Source organism: Brevibacillus sedimenti, assembly GCF_020923495.1.
GTDB classification, from domain to species: Bacteria; Bacillota; Bacilli; order Brevibacillales; family Brevibacillaceae; genus Brevibacillus; species Brevibacillus aydinogluensis.
Window position 1 is genome coordinate 2,605,001 of sequence record NZ_CP064048.1, and the last position, 16,290, is coordinate 2,621,290.

The window sequence follows — 16,290 nt, forward strand, 5'->3', positions numbered from 1 at the left end:
GAGCAGGTCACCCATGAACCGCAAAAGACATTTGCAGTACTGGTGGCGGCACACAACGAAAGCGCGGTCATTGCACCGCTCATCGAAAACCTGAAGCAGCTGGATTACCCCCGCGACATGTACGATATCTTCGTGATCTGCGACAACTGTACCGACAATACGGCGGAGATCGTCAGAGCGCACGGCGCGTACGCGTGCGAGCGATTTGATTCGTCCAAACGCGGGAAGGGCTACGGCATCGAGTGGATGCTGGAGAACCTCTGGGCGATGCCCAAACAGTATGACGCTGTCGTGATGTTTGACGCAGACAACCTGGTAGAGAAAAACTTCCTGCGCGTGATGAACGATCGCCTCTGCAAAGGAGCGCGCGTCATCCAGGCCTACCTGGATTCCAAAAACCCGTTTGACTCGTGGATTACGCTTTCGTACGCAGTCACGTACTGGTTTACCAACCGGATGTGGCAGCTGGCCCGTCACAACCTGGGGCTGCCCAACACACTAGGCGGAACCGGTCTGTGTATCGAGAGCAATCTGCTCAAGGAGATGGGCTGGGGTGCCACCAGCTTGACGGAAGACCTGGAGTTTGCCACCCGCTGTATCGAACGAGGCATTTACCCGACGTGGGCGCACGACACGAAGGTGTGGGATGAAAAACCGATTGATCTGAAGGCTTCCATGCGGCAGCGGCTTCGCTGGATGCAGGGACATTATGACGTGGCAGGGCGTTACATCGGCACCGTCCTGAAAAACGGCCTGAAGCAGCGCCGTCTTGGCATGCTGGACGCGGCGTTTTACCTGTTTCAGCCGATGTATGTGCTGATTGTCACAATGATGTCGCTGTTGTTTTTGGGACGCTTTTTTGAGATTGAGGCGTTCATGCCGATTGTCAGCTTCCTGCCGGACTGGATGATCTACGGATCGACAGCAGTTTTCTACCTGCTGCCGCTATTGGCCCTGTACCTGGACAAGGTGCCGCTAAAAGGTTACTTCGGGCTGCTGCTGCTCCCATTCTTCTTCCTCACCTGGCTCCCGATTCTGTTCTACGCGTTCTTCACCAAGAACAACCAGGTGTGGAGTCACACGTCGCACACACGGGCCATTCGCATCGAAGAAATACAACAGTGACCATAGAGACGGAAAAAACCACAGGGCCATTCCCTGTGGTTTTTCCTGTCTTTCGGTTCGCACGTCCGTCGTGACTTCTGTTATAATAAATCGATGGATGAATCGCCAGGCGGTGTCTGTAAATCCGTTTGGCCGGCATCCCGACGGAAAGGAGCACAGCCATGAAACAAGCATCTGTACACGCGGATACCCCGCGCCTGTGGGGAAACAAGCGTTATCATACATGGAACTATCACTTGCGCCAGACGTTTCACGAGAAGGTGTTCAAGGTGCCGCTGGACGGCGGGTTTACCTGCCCGAACCGGGACGGCACGGTAGCCACCGGGGGATGCACGTTTTGCAGCGCCCGCGGCTCGGGTGATTTTGCCGGGGACCGGCGGATGGATCTGGAGCGCCAGTTCCACGACGTAAAAACCCGCATGCACACGAAGTGGCCGTCCGCCAAGTACATCGGGTTTTTCCAGGCGTACACCAACACGTACGCGCCCGTGGAGGAACTGCGCGAGATGTACGAGGTGGTTTTGAAACAGGAGGGCGTGGTCGGCCTGTCGATCGCCACGCGGCCCGACTGCTTGCCGGATGACGTGGTGGAGTATCTGGCCGAACTGAACGAACGGACGTATCTCTGGGTGGAGCTGGGGCTGCAAACCATCCACGAGCGTACCGCCAAACTGATCAATCGCGCCCACGATTACCAGTGCTACCTGGACGGCGTGGAAAAACTGCGCAAACACAACATCCGCGTATGTTCCCACATCATTTACGGATTGCCGGGTGAAACCCATGAAGACATGATGGAGACGGCCAAGGCCGTGGCCCATCTCGACGTGCAGGGCATCAAGATCCATCTGCTTCATCTGCTGCGCAAAACGCCGATGGTCAAGCAGTACGAGGCAGGGCTGCTGGAGTTTCTGACCCAGGAAGAGTACACCAAATTGGTGGTGGACACCCTGGAAATTCTGCCGCCAGAGATGATTGTCCACCGCGTGACGGGGGACGGGCCTCCCGACTTGCTGATCGGTCCGATGTGGAGCCGCAAGAAATGGGAAGTGCTGAACGGCATCGACGCCGAACTGGAACGGCGCAACACTTGGCAAGGCAAGTATTACGAACCGAAGACGACCTGAGGCCATCCATGGCCGATTGAGAAAAAGGGAGCCTGTACACGGGCTCCCTTTTCATTGTTGACGGGTTCACGGCCGCTGCAGCACTTTTCGCGCCTTCCCCGGGTAGTTGGTGATAATGCCGTCTACCCCCATTTCGGCAGCCTGCCGGATGCGGGCAGATTTGTCAATGGTCCAACCGACCACTTGAAAGCCGCGTGCTTTCGCTTCTTCCACCAGGGAGGGGGTCAGCTGGTCTTCCGGCACGTGGAGCTGATTTGTTCCGTAGCGGGCGCCCACTTCCCAGGGATGCTGAAGCGGTCCGACGTACAGCAGGCCGGTAGCTTGCGCGGGCTCCAGCTCTTTGATGCGCAGCAGGCTGTCAAAGTTAAACGAGGAGACGACGGTTCGCTCCGTCAGCTGATAGCGCTTGATCAAGTCGATCACCCGTTCCTCCAGATGAGGCTGGGGACGAGAAAGTTTTTCAATTCGATGATAAACCGCAGCGACGTAGGGGCGAACGCGTCCAGGACTTCCTTCAGCGACGGTATGCGCGTCTGGCTCGTGGACTGTCGGGCCCCCTTGTCGGCCCGCAGCCGCCTAAGCTGCCGCCAGGTGTGCTGCTGAACGGCGCCCGTGCCGTTGGTGGTGCGCTCCAGCAGATGATCGTGAATCACCACCACTTTTCCATCGAGGCTCAACTGCACATCCAGTTCCAGGCCGTCCGCACGCCGCTTGAGCGCGCCGTAAAAGGCTTCCATCGTATTTTCCGGATAGATGCCGGAAGCGCCGCGATGTGCGTATACGAGAGGGGTCACGTGGCTTCCTCCTTCCGCAGGTCATCCGCTTTGCCGCTTCTCCCTTACATGTATATGTATAAAGCCCCTCACTACGACCAGGCAGGAGGGGCTTTTGACGCCCCTTACGCACAAGCGCACAGCACGATCACGAGCAGTACAAAGAGCACCAGCACCAGGGCAAAATCGTTGGTAAGGCGGAAACTCACAGCAGAACCTCCTTCCCGGCAGTAAACCTTCTTGTTATTCTATGGCCATAAGAAGCAATTGGCGCTCGCCGTAAAATGAAATGGGGCAAAGAGGAGGCAGCCGACATTTTGTACACTGTGGAGAATGACCTTGGGCGCCAACGTGTTACAATGAGAGAAAACTGGAGAAAGGGGAACGCGCATGAGCGATGTAGCCGCGATGCAGGCAGCAGGAGATTTAGTGGTGGATCAACGAAATCGGCGGGTGAAGCTGCATCTGTACGACAGCGGTCGTATCGGCGAGATGGACGCCATCATGAGGCGGCTGGCCGAAGAGACGGACGCGACCAAGCTGATCGTGTACGGCAAAAAAAAGGACGTGCCGCTGTGGCTTTCCCTCGGCTACAGGCAGGAAGGGACGATTGACGGATTTTTTCGAGGCGAAAATGCGCAGATGCTTTCCTGCTTTCTGACGGAAGAACGGGCAGTATCTGCCGCGCCTCAAGTCGCGGAGGACATCTTGCAGCTCAGCCTGGCAAAAGCGGGCCAAGGAGAGGTCAAGCCGCTTCCGCCAGGGTACATCCTGCGGGTGGCCACGCCGGCGGACGCGGATGAACTGGCCCGATTGTACAGGCTGGTGTTTGCCACCTATCCGACGCCGATGGACGACCCGGACTACGTGCGAAAGACCATGAGCGAGAGTACCTACTACGTCGTCGCCGAGTATGACGGCCGGATTGCCTGTGCCGCCTCTGCGGAGGTGACAGAACGTTTTGGCTCCGCCGAACTGACGGACTGTGCCACCCACCCGGACCACGTCGGAAAGGGGCTGCTGCAGCCGTTGTTTGCCGCTCTGGAAGAAAAAATGGAGGAGATGGGCATTTACTACCTGTACACGCTGACACGGGCCCAATCTCCCGGCATGAATGTGACGGCAGCCAAACACGGCTATAAGTACCGCGGACGGCTGATCAACAACTGCACCATTTTTTCCGGATACGAAGACATGAACATCTGGGTGAAGCCGTTGCGTCCCACTTTCGAGTAGGCCTACGCCTCGGCGGGGTACAACTGCTGCTGCAGGCGCCGGGCCATGAGGGCCAGCCGAAGCTGCCAGCGCTGATGAGCATCCTCCAGGTTGACCCCGGTTTTGTCTTCGATTTGGGTCAAGCGGTATTTCAGCGTGTGCCGGTGAATATATAACGCTTGGGATGTCTTCAGGCCGTTGCCGTTGTGATCCAGATAGGCGCTGAGCGTCTCCAGGAGCTGCTGATTGTGCCTGGCGTCGTAGCGGATCAGCGGGTCGAGCAGCGGCTGCCAGAGGGCCTCCAGCATCTCCCGGCTGCGATGGTACGGAAACAAAAACTGGTACCCGCGCATCTCCCCGAAGCGGAGCAAAGCGGGCGAGCGAGCCAGGAGCGGATACGCCTGCAGCGCGAACAGGGCCTCCTCGGCTGCTTCCGCCAGCGCGGTCAACTGGCCGCGCGGATTGCTGAGCGCCACCTGCAGGGGAGACGCGGGGTGCAGCCGTTCCCAGCGGGCAGCAAATTGCTCCAGCAGCGCAAGGCTGGTTTGGTCATGCGGCAGGATGAACAACAGACAGTGGGGGCGTTCGCGCAGCAGGTAGGAGCGGTGGTGCCGATCGCACAGTCGTCTCATCAGCGTAATGCACGCCTGATGCAGGTCGGACAAAGCGGCGCCATCGCCCGTGCCCACTTTGACCGCGGCCACCATGTGACTGCCGGTGAGCGGGTAGCCCAGCATGCGGCTGCGGTGATCCAGTTCGTCCGCACGGAGGGGACGACCGCTCAGCAATTCGTCCACGAAATCTCCTTTCAGACGCCATTCTGTGGCCGCCACCGCCCGTTCCTTGACGTATTCCAGCGCGCAGAGAGTGGCTGCGTGCTGCAGGGCAACATCGTCCAGCTCTTTCCACTGCCCTTCTGCTTTAGTCAGGGTGAGCGTGCCGAAATGTTCCCGGCTGGCGCGAATGGGCACCGCGTGCTCGCTGGTCTTTCCGCCTGCGATCGCCTCACCGCTTGTACCTCCGTGTTGGACCACTTCAAACCCGAGCGCATCCACCAGCTTGACTGCGCCGCCAGTCAACTGGGCCAGCTCCGCCGCAATGGCGGGCAGCCCGCCTTTGGACAACGCCGCCTCGATCATCCGGTTGTGAATCGCCTGCGAGTAGGCCAGCGTCTCAAACTGCCGGTTGATGATCGGCTGCAGGATCGCCTTGGTGATCGTGGAAAAGTTCATTTCCACCGGGATTTCGATCAACGGAAGCCCGAAGCGGTCCGCCATGTGGACGAGGTCGGCGGGAATCTCGCGCAGGTAAAAGCCCGTGTGCAGGGCGACACCGCTCAACTTTCGTTCAGCCAGCGAGGGAATCAGCGACGCCCGGCGCTGTTCGTCCTCGGACAATCCAAATCCGGTCGTAATCAGAAACTCGCCTTCCTGCAACCGGGTGACATCCTCCAGCACTTCCACGATCGTGACCCAGCGGATCGGGTTGTCCAGCCCGGCGGCCCCTCCGACCAGCCGCGTTTGAACCATGTCGGGCAATTGCAGCGCTTCGCGTATCGTAATGGTCATCTTCAATCCTCCCTGTTTCCAACACCCGATCTCTTATACAAAATGTACAAAAGATTTTGTCTAGTTTCCACGCTTTTTTGCCAGCTCGTCGAATGGAGCGGACGCTCTCTTCCGTTAGGATGAAAAGAGAGAAAAGGTGAGGTGGCTATCATGCAGAGAAGCTATGTGATCAAGCCCGAATTGGGCAAATCGTATCCGTTCGTGTCCCACGGCAAGGGGATCTACCTGTACGACAAGGAAGGGAATCGGTACATCGACGGCTGCTCCGGCGCGGTGACAGCCAGCATTGGTCACGGCGTGGAGGAAATCGCCGAGGCGATGTACGCGCAGGCCCGCAGCGTCTCGTTTGCCTACCGCTCCCACTTCAGCAGTGATGCAGTGGAGGAATTGGGGGCCAAACTTGCGGAGTGGGCCCCGGGGTCGCTCAACTGGAGCTTTTTTGTCAGCAGCGGCTCAGAGGCGACGGAGACGGCGCAGAAGATCGCCATTCAGTACTGGCAGGAAAAGGGATATGCGACCAAAAACCGGATCATTTCCCGTTGGATGAGCTATCACGGCATTACGATGGGGGCGCTCTCCATGTCCGGCCACGTGCTGCGGCGCAAGCGTTTTGTCCCGCTGTTGGCTGACGGCCCGAAAATTTCACCGCCCTATCCGTATCGCCGGCCGGAGGGGATGTCGCTGGAAGCGTACGCGCTGGCCTGCGCCAACGAACTGGAGACGGCGATTTTGCGCATCGGTCCGGAGCATGTGGCCGCATTTATCGCCGAACCGGTGATCGGCGCTTCGGGCGGTGCGGTTGTGCCGCCGGACGGATATTTCCAGCGCATCCGCGAGATTTGCGACAAGTACCAGGTGCTGTTCATCGCCGACGAAGTCATGACCGGTGTGGGCCGCACGGGCAAGCCGTTCGGGATTGATCACTGGGGCGTGCAGCCCGACCTGATGGCCTTGGGCAAGGGTATGAGCGCCGGTTACACGCCGATGGCGGCGGCGATGGCCACAGACGACATCATCGAGACGATTGCGCGCGGCTCGGGATTGATCATGGCCGGTCACACGTACAGCGCCAATCCGCAGTCGGCGGCAGTTTCGCTCGCGGTGCTGCGCTACGTGGAAAAACATCAGCTGGTGGAAAAGGCGGCTGAGCGAGGGGCCTACCTGTTGAGCCGCTTGCGCGAACTGGCCGACGAACTGCCGCTGATCGGCGAAGCGCGCGGACTGGGGATGCTGTGCGGCCTGGAGTTTGTCAAGGACAAAAAGACCAGGGAACCGTTCCCGCTGGCCCAGGGCGTAACCGCCCGCATTATTAAGCGGGCGTTTGAAAAAGGGCTGCTCATCTACCCGGCGACGGGCGGATTGGATGGCGTGGCCGGGGACGCAGTCATTATCGCGCCACCGCTGACGATCACGACCGAAGAAATCGACGAATTGATCGCCCTGCTGAAAGAATCGATCGCAAGCGTAGAGCAGGAACTGCGACAGGAAGCGCTGCTGGTCTGACGGGCAGGGGGGAGGAGAAACATGGCCAACCGGTTTGACAAAGTGATTTCACTGGAAGATGCCTTGACGTATTTTCACGACGGGATGACCCTGCTTGCCGGCGGTTTCGGCGGAGTGGGCAACCCGCCCACGCTGATCCAGGGCATCCTCGACAAGGGCGTGCGGGACATCACGCTGATCAGCAACGACACCGCCTTTCCGCACATCGGCGTCGGCAAGCTGGTCACCGAGCGGAGGGTGAAAAAGGTAATCGCCTCCCACATCGGTTCCAACCCCAACGCCGGGGCCCAGATGACAGCCGGGGAGCTTGAGGTGGAGTTTTGCCCCCAAGGCATCCTCGCCGAGCGCATCCGTGCGGGCGGAGTGGGGCTGGGCGGCATCCTGTCCGACATCGGGATCGGCACCATCGCTGAAAAAGGCAAGGAAAAAGTGATCGTCGACGGCAAGGAATACCTGCTGGAGACGCCGCTGACAGCGGAGGTGGCCATCGTCTACGCCAAAAAGGCGGACCGCTTCGGCAATCTGGTGTACGACACGAGCGCCCGCAACTTCAACCCGCTGGTGGCGATGGCGGGCGACATCACCATCGTGGAGGCGGAGGAGATCGTGGAGATCGGCGAACTGGACCCTGAAGAGATTGTCACACCAGGAGTGTTCGTCCACGGCATCGTGCAGAGTGAGGGGGTGAACTGGCAATGGGCTTGGGAGAAGTAAACCGGACGGAAACCTATCGGGAACGGATTGCCCGCCGGGCGGCGCAGGAGATCGAGGACGGCATGATCATCAATCTGGGCATCGGCATTCCGACGCTGGTGGCCGACTTCATTCCGCCGGAGAAACGGGTGATGTTTCACGCGGAAAACGGCATCCTCGGTACCGGCCCCAGTCCGGCCAAGGGGGAGGAAAACCCGATGCTCTGCAACGCCGGAGGGTTTCCCGTCACGCTGGTGAAAGGTGCGTCGTTCTTTGACAGCGCCACCGCCTTTGCCATCATCAGACGGGGGCTGTTGGACATGACCATTCTCGGCGTGCTTGAGGTAAGCCAGCGGGGCGACATCGCCAACTGGATCGTGCCGGGCAAGCGCGTTCCGGGCATGGGTGGGGCGATGGAGCTGGCGCAGAAGGCCAAACGGGTGATGGTGCTGACCACCCATCTGGACAAGAACGGCCGTTCCAAAATCGTGCGGGAATGCTCACTGCCCCTGACGGCCAAGGCAGCCGCCAACCTGATCATCACTGACATGGCGGTGATGGAAGTTCGGGAAGACGGGCTGTATCTGCGCGAAGTGATGGAACCATACAGCGTCGCGGACGTGATCGGCGCGACGGAGGCGGAGCTGAAGCTGGACGGCGACGTCGGCGTATTTCGCTGAGGCGGCGGGCGATACAAAACGGACGATACGGACAAAGCTGCCCGCCGGCTCTCGCATGGAAAACGAAAACGGACGCGAGGCAGATACCATTTGCCACGCAGGCAAAAGGAGGGTAACGATGGCAAACTGGCAGACGCTGATCCGCGAACAAATCGCCAAGGAAAAGGAGGCGGCCACGAAACTCCTGCAGGCATGGGTGCGGGAGGCAAGCGTGCAGGGCAATGAGCGCTCCATCCAGGAGAGCATCGCCAAGACGCTGCACGCGATGGGGCTGGAAGTCGATCTGTGGGTGATGGAAGGAGACGAATTGTTAAAACATCCGTATTTCGTCTCGCCGCGGACTGTGTTCGCGGACAGCCCCAACGTGGTGGGCGTGTGGAAAGGAACGGGCGGAGGCCGCTCGATCATTCTCAACGGGCACGTGGACGTGGTGCCGGCCGGCGACCCTGCCCAGTGGTCGCACGACCCGTTCAGCGGCGAAGTGGTGGACGGTAAGCTGTACGGCCGCGGCGCAACCGACATGAAAGGGGGAAACCTGGCCTCGCTCTTGGCGATCCAGGTGCTGCAGGCGCTGGGGGTGCGGCTCAAGGGGGATGTCATCTTTCAAAGCGTAGTGGAAGAGGAGAGCGGCGGCGCAGGCACGCTGGCAACCATCCTGCGCGGCTACAAGGCGGACGCCGCCCTTATCCCTGAGCCGACCAACATGAAGATTTTCCCCAAGCAGCAGGGCTCGATGTGGTTCCGCCTGACGGTAAAGGGACGCTCTGCCCACGGCGGCACCCGCTACGAAGGGGTGAGCGCGATCGAGAAAAGCATGCGCGTAGTCGATGCGATTGCCCGCCTGGAAAAAGAGCGAAACGACCGGATAAACGATCCGCTGTACGCCAAGCTGCCTATTCCCATCCCGATCAATATTGGCGTGATCGAAGGCGGCAAATGGCCGTCCTCCGTGGCCGATCTGGTCAAGCTGGAGGGACGGATGGGGGTGGCGCCGGGCGAGCGGATGGAAGACGCCCGGGCGGACATGGAGGCCGCTCTGCGCCGCTTGGCCGACGAGGACCCCTGGTTTGCTGAACATCCGGTGGAACTGGAGTGGTTCGGGGCGCGCTGGGTGCCGGGGGCGGTGGCGGAGGATCACCCGCTGATGGACATCCTGCAGCGGCAGTTTGTAGCCGTGACGGGCCGGCGCGCCGTAGTGGAAGCCTCGCCGTGGGGCACGGATGGGGGCCTTTTGACGACACTGGCCGACACGCCTGCCATCGTGGTGGGTCCGGGCGTCACCCAGGTGGCTCACTACCCCGATGAGTACATCGAACTGGACGCCGTTTTCCAATGCGCCGAAATCTTTGCCCTGACACTGCTGGAGTGGTGCGGAACGGATGACGCGGCGAACTAGCTGGTCTGAGGCAGGCAGCGATGCAGCGATAAAGGAGCGGCTCACATGAGTCCGCTTCCCGCCTGATGGAGCGTGCTGGTTGGGCGCACCTCTGGGCTGTACTGAAGTAATGTGCAACCTGTCACTGCATGGCCGCCGACCCGTTGGAGGAAGGCTGAAACGCGGTGGAGAAAGAGTTGGAGCAGTTGCACACCTCATCGCGAATGGAGGGAGGAAGAGGACGATGAAAAAAGCGTGCTATATCGGCGGACAGTGGGTGGAGACGGGTGCCTATGCTCCGCTGTACGCCCCGTACAGCGGCGAGGTAATCGCGGAAATCGCCCAGGCCGACAGAAATACGGTGGAACGGGCGATTAGCGCCGCGCAGGAAGCGGCACCGGTCATGCGCAGCATGCCGGCGTACCAACGGGCCGCCATTTTGGAGAAAATCTCCGGATTGCTGAACGAACGGCTGGAAGAAGCGGCGAAAATCATCGCGCAGGAAGCGGGCAAGCCGATCAAAACGGCGCGGGGCGAAGTGATCCGCACCATCCAGACCTACAAGTTCGCTGCGGAAGAAGCCAAACGGATTTACGGCGAGACGCTGCCGCTGGACGCCGCCATTGGCGGGGAAGGGCGGCTGGCGTACACGGTGCGCGAACCATTGGGCGTCATCGGCGCCATCACGCCGTTCAACTTCCCGATGAACCTGGTTGCGCACAAGGTGGGGCCGGCCATCGCGGCAGGCAATACGGTAGTGCTGAAGCCGGCGTCGCAAACGCCGCTCTCCGCCTTTTTCCTGGCGGAGCTGGCCGAACAGGCGGGGCTGCCGGCTGGCGCGCTCAACATCGTCACCGGCAGCGGCGGCACCGTCGGCGACCTGCTGGTGACCGATCCGCGCGTCAAGGCGATCACGTTTACGGGCAGTCCGGCTGTCGGCATCAACATCCGCAACCGCGCCGGATTGAAGCGGGTGACGCTGGAACTGGGCTCCAACTCCGCCGTGATCGTGGACCGCGACGCCAATCTGGACGACGTGATTCCGCGCTGCATTTTTGGCGCGTTTGCCTACTCCGGTCAGGTGTGCATTTCCGTCCAACGGATTTATGTCGCTGCGGAGCTGTACGACACGTTCGTGGAACGTTTCGTTGCGGAGACGCGCAGGCTGCGGGGAGGCGATCCGCTGTCCGAAGAGGCCGACTACTCGGCAATGATCAGCCCGAAAGAAACGGAACGGGTGCTGGAGTGGATCGAGGAGGCCAGGCAGCGGGGCGCCCGCGTCGAATGCGGCGGCGAAACGGACGGCCGCGTACTGCAGCCCACCGTCTTGACCGGTGTCCCGGCTGACGCCAAAATCTCCTGCCAGGAGGTGTTTGGACCAATCGTCCTGATCAACCCTGTCGAGTCGGTCGCCGAGGCGATTGCGCTGGTGAACGACTCCCGGTATGGCCTGCAGGCGGGCCTGTACACCAACAATCTTTCGCTTGCACTGCAGGCGGCTGACGCGCTGCATGTGGGCGGCGTGATGATCAACGACATCCCCACTTTCCGCGTCGACCACATGCCCTACGGCGGCGTCAAAGAGAGCGGCATGGGCCGCGAAGGCGTCAAGTACGCGATTGAAGAGATGACGGAGCTAAAGCTGGTTGTCGTGAAACGCTAGGGATAAACAGGAGAAAGTAAGGATCAGGTCATACGGTATGGCGCTGCATCTTCGTCGAAGCGATGCATCAGCGCTGCAGAACGACCCGGCTGCCCGCTGCTGGCCGCCGGGTCCATTTTTTTTTTGGAAAAATTGCAGGAAAGTGTTGCAAAATGAGAGGCAATTATGATATAGTTTAACTTGTCCGTATCGCGGAGGGATACCGAAGTGGTCATAACGGGGCGGTCTTGAAAACCGTTAGGGCGCAAGCCCACGGGGGTTCGAATCCCTCTCCCTCCGCCATATATCGAAAATCGAAAAACGTGATATGAGATCGACCTTGCGTATGTGTACACGATTCACATCGGAGGTCGATTTTTTTATGATTCCGCATGCAAAGACTGCCAAAAGGCTGCGGCCGCGGACAATGGCCGATTTCTTATGTCACTTTTATGAAAATCTCTTTGGTATTGTTTTCTCCGGCTTTCCAATTTTTCAACGTATCAAACGCATAATCTGTTGTATCCGGTATAACGGCTTTAAGTGTAGTTTCGCTTTCCCAGCTCATCGAAAGAATTGGAGTCGTAAAGTCAGCGCTTGTCAACATAGTTACAACATCATTCCTGTTTTCAAGCTCAGCTAACGTAAACGAATCCAACTCAATAATCATCAAGCTTTGCCTGATTACTTCCGTACCTTCGTTTCTCCCTAATAAGACTGCGAGATATTTCTCATCCGGGGAGAATGCGTGTGCCGTCAAAATGCTTCCTGAGAATAAGGGAATTGTTTTGATGGCATTGTTTTTTATCTGCACGAGAGTATGATTACAGAGCTTTATCCCACAGCCATATTTGATATCGCCGTAAATTGTTCCGGATGCAGATGTGAATGAAGTTGTCTGGATGCGGTTGCGTTCGCTTGCTCTTTCATGCGGCTCTGCTTGATCCAGGTATTTCTTTACAGAATCAACGTTTGAAATGGGGATTGTAATTGTTTTGGAATCGAGCGTAAGGGTTAGCGTTTCAGATTCGATATTTGCGTCTGGTAACTGGACGGATCAGGCGATTGGCTTGCTGCAGGCTGTCCGCAGCCAGACACAACGAATGTTGTCAAGGACAACCCAAAATAAATGAACAACATTTTTTTCATAAATATCTCCTCTGGAAATTACAACATATCGTCTCAACGGACAGTGAGAAAGCCATCTGGATATCCTTCAAATGTTTGAACCTAAAATGAGTATATTAATCTGTATGATCTTACATATTTTATCATTTTTTGTATACCAATCGTAGTTCTGCTGTCATGAATGTGCTACAATTGGATAAAAACGGAAAAAGAAAATTTTCCTCATAACTGTCAGGATCGCGGTGAAGCGAAAAAGAGGAGTTCAAACAGGCCTATGAGGTTATAACGAAAGGGTGTTTTACTGTGATACCAACCTTGTACACGATCGCCATCCTTGCATTAATGGCAGGGTGCATCGATCCCGGAATGGATGCGACCGCTGCCGTAACGCCGGCGGAGTCTGCACAGCAACCGACATCCTCGGTGAAGCTGACAGAGGCGCAGAAAGCGGAAATTGCAAAACAATACGGATTAGAGAAGCCAAAGGACCCTGTCTTTAACACAAGTATTTTCAGTTTCGAATGGGGGTTCAGTTTCGCGCAATCCCAGCCGGAGCCAGCATCTGTACCTGAGGCCGTACCGGAAGCGGAAAGATCGCCAGAGCGGGACATGCTCTTCAATATGAGGGACATCACGAACCAATCTGAAACAGCGGTAGAAGGACTGCTCGGTACGCCCGTCAGGACGGAAACCGGAGAGTGGACGCTGCACCGGCCGGAGGAGAAGGTGACGTTTACCAGCCATGTCTACTCGGCCAAGATCGGTGAGGTGAAGGTCATTTTTATCAAGGGCAAGGCAGTGCGGATTGAGGTTAAGCCGAAGGAAGTGTTTACGTTTCCGGACGACGCGATCAAGGCGATGAGAGCGGTGGGACTGACAGTGCGGGATGGATTGGAGCCGGAAAGCGGAGGGACCCATCATCTGGATTTTGCTGGTATTGACGGCGTTTATGCTGTACGCGTGAAGGAAGACCTCAAAGGCAGCCCGGGGACGGTCGGGTATGTGCTGATTGTTACGGAAGAGAGATATACATGATGAGATTACCGCCCCTCTTCATCGTGAAGGAGTGATTTTGTACCCGTTAAGACAATTCCGCGGCCGCCAACAATTGCTGTTTACAGGTCGCACCACAAGCAGTTTTACGTTTAACCATTTCCTCATAGTTGAAGTCATTATTACGTATTTTATATTGATTCAGCTTGCGTTTAGCTCTATCATAAATTTCTATTGTGCCATTATCATACAGAAATATCAGGTACAATACTGTCGTGTCGTTTATTAAGGAAATTTTACAAGACTTATCAAATGGTAAATCTTCATCAAATTTGCTTACTTCCACCTTTGAAAAAGAAGCCATAAACTTTTTTATTTCACGTTGATCTCTGATGAACTCTGTTGTTGATGTCAACGCCGACTTTATTTTGACCCACCATCGCCGGTTTAGAATTGACCCACCCGGCGATTTTTTGTTGGTTAGGTGGTAGAGGGGGAGCCGTAGGCTCCAGTCCTCATCTTCTCACGAAGTCGGTAACTATTCCCCCTAATATTGACGATGTGGGAATGGTGTAAGAGCCGATCCAGGATAGCCGTAGCAAGTATCGGATCGCCCATCAGTTCCCCCCATTCACCGAAACTCTTGTTGCTGGTCAACAGAATACTCCCTCTCTCGTATCTTGCACTTACTACCTGGAAAAAGAGGTTAGCTGCCAAACTGTCAAACGGTAAGTAACCAATTTCGTCAATAATCAGGAGCTTTGGTCGAATATAGATGCGTAGGCGTTTATCCAGCCTGTTTTCCGTGTAAGCTTTTCGCAGATCTTCGATGAGTTGCGAGAGACTGACAAAGTAAACGGATATCCCTTGCGAGATGGCTTCTACAGCCAACGCCACCGCCAGATGACTTTTTCCTACTCCGGGAGGCCCTAAGAACAAGACATTCTCGTGTCGGGTTACAAAAGTCATCGTGGCCAGCTCTCGAATCAACCGTTCGTCAATGCTGGGTTGGAAAGCAAAATCGAACTCCTCTAGTGTTTTTCGGTAAGGCAAGTGTGCAAGTTTGGTGCGTACCTCCATATTCCGTTTTTGACGTTCCGCTATCTCGGCATCAAGGAGCGTGTTAAGAAAGGACAGATAGGTGGGCTGTCCATGACTTGCCGCTTCCAAGTGAGCATCCAAGAGGAGAGCTGCTTGCTGAAGCCCAAGTTCCTCGAGGCGTAGCCGTGCTTGTTCCAGTTCAATCATGCTCCCACCCCTGTTAGCTGCTCATAGACATCCAGCGAACGTACTTCCACTTGCTGCGATGAAATCTGTCGGGCTTGCGGACGTGGATAGGCATATCCTTGAGCGGTCGAAAGACCTGCATACTGGTTTTCGCAAAAAACAGTTGTGCGGGATCGATAGACCTTTTGGTGTCGAGCAATACATGTGCCGTCGGCCCAGATTTCCACCCACCCATTCACTTCTCGAACGGTTACCTCACGTCCACTGTACCTCCATGGAACTCCATATCGTACACCATCGTAGCTAACAAATCCGTCTCGGCTGACCTGTCTTGGTTCATGCAAGTATTTTTCCCACCGTTCAGCTGAAGGGATGGGCGACAGTTTTTCCTCACGGAGTCGGTCAAAGGGACGTTCGCCGGTTGTTCCATGAATACGGCGGTTAATCCGCTCGCACCAGTGTAGGGCTTGTTGATTGAGATCCTGTAAATCAACGAAGCGTTTGCCAGGAAGAAAGTTGTTTTTTACGTATTGAACGCCTCGTTCCACTTTTCCCTTTGTTTCGGGGCGTCGAACTTTGCATACTTTTGGAACAAGCCCAATCGCTGCAGCAAAGTCGGCAAAAAGCGGATGCCAGCGAGGTTTTCGATCATCTTCCATGCCCAGTACGACGGTTTTCATCTGGTCGGTCAGCATTACCTTTGGGATGCCCCCAAAATATTCAAAAGCATGAATCAAGCAACGAAGAAAGCTGTGAATGTCACAACGCTTAGTGAACTCTATATAGGTGGAACGAGAGTACCCCAATACCATGACAAATACCGGCACTTTTCGGACTGTACCGTCCAAATCTACGTAATCACACAGTCCCCAGTCGACCTGTGCGTATTCACCAGGTTTCGTCTCGTAACGAAGAACAGCGGGAACTTGTTTGGGAGGACGGAAGTCCTTCACATAGTCTTTCAAGATGGTACGTCCCCCGGTATACCCCTTTTCTCGTAGAAGATCGAATAAAACCTCGCAGTTATAGATACCTTCTTGAAGACGTTCCTGCAGGAACGGTTTATACGGATCAAGCTTGGAACCACGAGATTTACGGGTTCCCTTTTCGGGGGAGAATTCACCCCGGAGATATCGGCGAACTGTATTTCGAGAATGCCCCGTTAGACGGGCAATTTCACGAATACTCTTGCCTTCTGCCCTCATGGTATGTAACGATATCACTATCCCACTCCTTAGCAT

At 56.7% G+C, this 16,290-nt stretch carries 16 protein-coding genes and 1 tRNA gene (1 of these 17 running past the window's edge); 10 read left to right on the forward strand and 7 right to left on the reverse strand.

Annotation, left to right across the window (positions count from 1 at the left end; translation table 11 throughout):
* Both IRT44_RS12755 and IRT44_RS12760 read left to right on the forward strand, forming a co-directional pair.
* Positions 1–1,125, forward strand: partial view of a glycosyltransferase family 2 protein gene (locus IRT44_RS12755; RefSeq protein WP_212133683.1) — the 3' portion only. 114 nt of this gene lie to the left of the window's left edge; the window shows 1,125 of its 1,239 coding nt (coding positions 115–1,239); its start codon lies beyond the left edge, outside the window; it ends in the stop codon at positions 1,123–1,125.
* 161 nt (positions 1,126–1,286) lie between these two features.
* The gene (locus IRT44_RS12760; protein WP_171567579.1) at positions 1,287–2,252 is read left to right on the forward strand and encodes a tRNA modification radical SAM protein MnmL/YtqA; all 966 of its coding nucleotides are present in this window, start codon (positions 1,287–1,289) and stop codon (positions 2,250–2,252) included.
* Positions 2,253–2,318: 66 nt separating this feature from the next.
* Here IRT44_RS12760 and IRT44_RS12765 read toward each other — a convergent pair whose 3' ends face one another.
* The 3 genes from IRT44_RS12765 to IRT44_RS19345 all read right to left on the reverse strand — a co-directional run bounded on the left by IRT44_RS12765 (position 2,319) and on the right by IRT44_RS19345 (position 3,234).
* Positions 2,319–2,675, reverse strand: coding sequence for a glycerophosphodiester phosphodiesterase (locus tag IRT44_RS12765; protein WP_230076765.1), 357 nt, complete (start codon positions 2,673–2,675; stop codon positions 2,319–2,321).
* Positions 2,672–3,046, reverse strand: a complete 375-nt coding sequence (locus IRT44_RS12770) for a glycerophosphodiester phosphodiesterase (RefSeq protein WP_230076766.1) — start codon at positions 3,044–3,046, stop codon at positions 2,672–2,674. The genes IRT44_RS12765 and IRT44_RS12770 overlap by 4 nt, the downstream gene beginning before the upstream one ends.
* Before the next feature lie 104 nt (positions 3,047–3,150).
* The gene (locus tag IRT44_RS19345; protein ID WP_171567581.1) at positions 3,151–3,234 is read right to left on the reverse strand and encodes a YjcZ family sporulation protein; all 84 of its coding nucleotides are present in this window, start codon (positions 3,232–3,234) and stop codon (positions 3,151–3,153) included.
* Between the two features lie 181 nt (positions 3,235–3,415).
* Here IRT44_RS19345 and ablB point away from each other — a divergent pair, with 181 nt between their 5' ends.
* Entirely contained in the window at positions 3,416–4,261 is an 846-nt protein-coding gene (gene ablB / locus IRT44_RS12780; protein ID WP_212133682.1) for a putative beta-lysine N-acetyltransferase, read from the forward strand.
* A 2-nt stretch (positions 4,262–4,263) separates the two neighbouring features.
* On the opposite strand, the gene IRT44_RS12785 is transcribed toward ablB, so the two are convergent.
* Entirely contained in the window at positions 4,264–5,808 is a 1,545-nt protein-coding gene (locus tag IRT44_RS12785) for a PucR family transcriptional regulator (RefSeq protein WP_212133680.1), read from the reverse strand.
* Positions 5,809–5,958: 150 nt separating this feature from the next.
* On the opposite strand from IRT44_RS12785, the gene IRT44_RS12790 reads away from it, so the two are divergent.
* The 6 genes from IRT44_RS12790 (at position 5,959) to IRT44_RS12815 (ending at position 12,004) form a co-directional block, all read left to right on the forward strand.
* Positions 5,959–7,311, forward strand: coding sequence for an aspartate aminotransferase family protein (locus IRT44_RS12790; protein ID WP_212133678.1), 1,353 nt, complete (start codon positions 5,959–5,961; stop codon positions 7,309–7,311).
* Between the two features lie 21 nt (positions 7,312–7,332).
* Entirely contained in the window at positions 7,333–8,025 is a 693-nt protein-coding gene (locus IRT44_RS12795) for a CoA transferase subunit A (RefSeq protein WP_171567574.1), read from the forward strand.
* On the forward strand, positions 8,007–8,684 hold the full coding sequence (locus tag IRT44_RS12800) for a 3-oxoacid CoA-transferase subunit B (RefSeq protein ID WP_171567573.1): 678 nt from the start codon (positions 8,007–8,009) through the stop codon (positions 8,682–8,684). Before IRT44_RS12795 ends, IRT44_RS12800 begins: the two co-directional genes overlap by 19 nt.
* 118 nt (positions 8,685–8,802) lie before the next feature.
* Entirely contained in the window at positions 8,803–10,080 is a 1,278-nt protein-coding gene (locus IRT44_RS12805) for a peptidase (RefSeq protein WP_212133676.1), read from the forward strand.
* 223 nt (positions 10,081–10,303) lie between these two features.
* Positions 10,304–11,722: an aldehyde dehydrogenase family protein gene (locus IRT44_RS12810; RefSeq protein WP_212133674.1), complete on the forward strand. Its 1,419-nt coding sequence runs from the start codon at positions 10,304–10,306 to the stop codon at positions 11,720–11,722.
* 193 nt (positions 11,723–11,915) lie between these two features.
* A tRNA-Ser gene (locus IRT44_RS12815) sits at positions 11,916–12,004 on the forward strand.
* A 136-nt stretch (positions 12,005–12,140) separates the two neighbouring features.
* Here the strand turns inward: IRT44_RS12815 and IRT44_RS12820 are convergent.
* Complete coding sequence (locus IRT44_RS12820; protein WP_230076767.1) at positions 12,141–12,461, reverse strand: hypothetical protein; 321 nt, start codon at positions 12,459–12,461, stop codon at positions 12,141–12,143.
* Between the two features lie 989 nt (positions 12,462–13,450).
* Between IRT44_RS12820 and IRT44_RS12825 the strand changes: the two genes are divergently transcribed.
* Positions 13,451–13,864, forward strand: a complete 414-nt coding sequence (locus IRT44_RS12825) for a hypothetical protein (protein WP_212133670.1) — start codon at positions 13,451–13,453, stop codon at positions 13,862–13,864.
* 438 nt (positions 13,865–14,302) lie between these two features.
* Here IRT44_RS12825 and istB read toward each other — a convergent pair whose 3' ends face one another.
* Both istB and istA read right to left on the reverse strand, forming a co-directional pair.
* Complete coding sequence (istB, locus tag IRT44_RS12830; RefSeq protein ID WP_230076768.1) at positions 14,303–15,070, reverse strand: IS21-like element helper ATPase IstB; 768 nt, start codon at positions 15,068–15,070, stop codon at positions 14,303–14,305.
* Entirely contained in the window at positions 15,067–16,290 is a 1,224-nt protein-coding gene (gene istA, locus IRT44_RS12835) for an IS21 family transposase (RefSeq protein ID WP_230076769.1), read from the reverse strand. Before istA ends, istB begins: the two co-directional genes overlap by 4 nt.

Coding starts and splice junctions, on each gene's coding strand:
- IRT44_RS12825 (WP_212133670.1), top strand. CDS start 13,451: ATGAGGGACATCACGAACCAATCTGAAACAGCGGTAGAAGGACTGCTC.
- IRT44_RS12805 (WP_212133676.1), top strand. CDS start 8,803: ATGGCAAACTGGCAGACGCTGATCCGCGAACAAATCGCCAAGGAAAAG.
- ablB (WP_212133682.1), top strand. CDS start 3,416: ATGAGCGATGTAGCCGCGATGCAGGCAGCAGGAGATTTAGTGGTGGAT.
- istB (WP_230076768.1), bottom strand. CDS start 15,070: ATGATTGAACTGGAACAAGCACGGCTACGCCTCGAGGAACTTGGGCTT.
- IRT44_RS12800 (WP_171567573.1), top strand. CDS start 8,007: ATGGGCTTGGGAGAAGTAAACCGGACGGAAACCTATCGGGAACGGATT.
- istA (WP_230076769.1), bottom strand. CDS start 16,290: ATGCTAAGGAGTGGGATAGTGATATCGTTACATACCATGAGGGCAGAA.
- IRT44_RS12795 (WP_171567574.1), top strand. CDS start 7,333: ATGGCCAACCGGTTTGACAAAGTGATTTCACTGGAAGATGCCTTGACG.
- IRT44_RS12790 (WP_212133678.1), top strand. CDS start 5,959: ATGCAGAGAAGCTATGTGATCAAGCCCGAATTGGGCAAATCGTATCCG.
- IRT44_RS12760 (WP_171567579.1), top strand. CDS start 1,287: ATGAAACAAGCATCTGTACACGCGGATACCCCGCGCCTGTGGGGAAAC.
- IRT44_RS12785 (WP_212133680.1), bottom strand. CDS start 5,808: ATGACCATTACGATACGCGAAGCGCTGCAATTGCCCGACATGGTTCAA.
- IRT44_RS12810 (WP_212133674.1), top strand. CDS start 10,304: ATGAAAAAAGCGTGCTATATCGGCGGACAGTGGGTGGAGACGGGTGCC.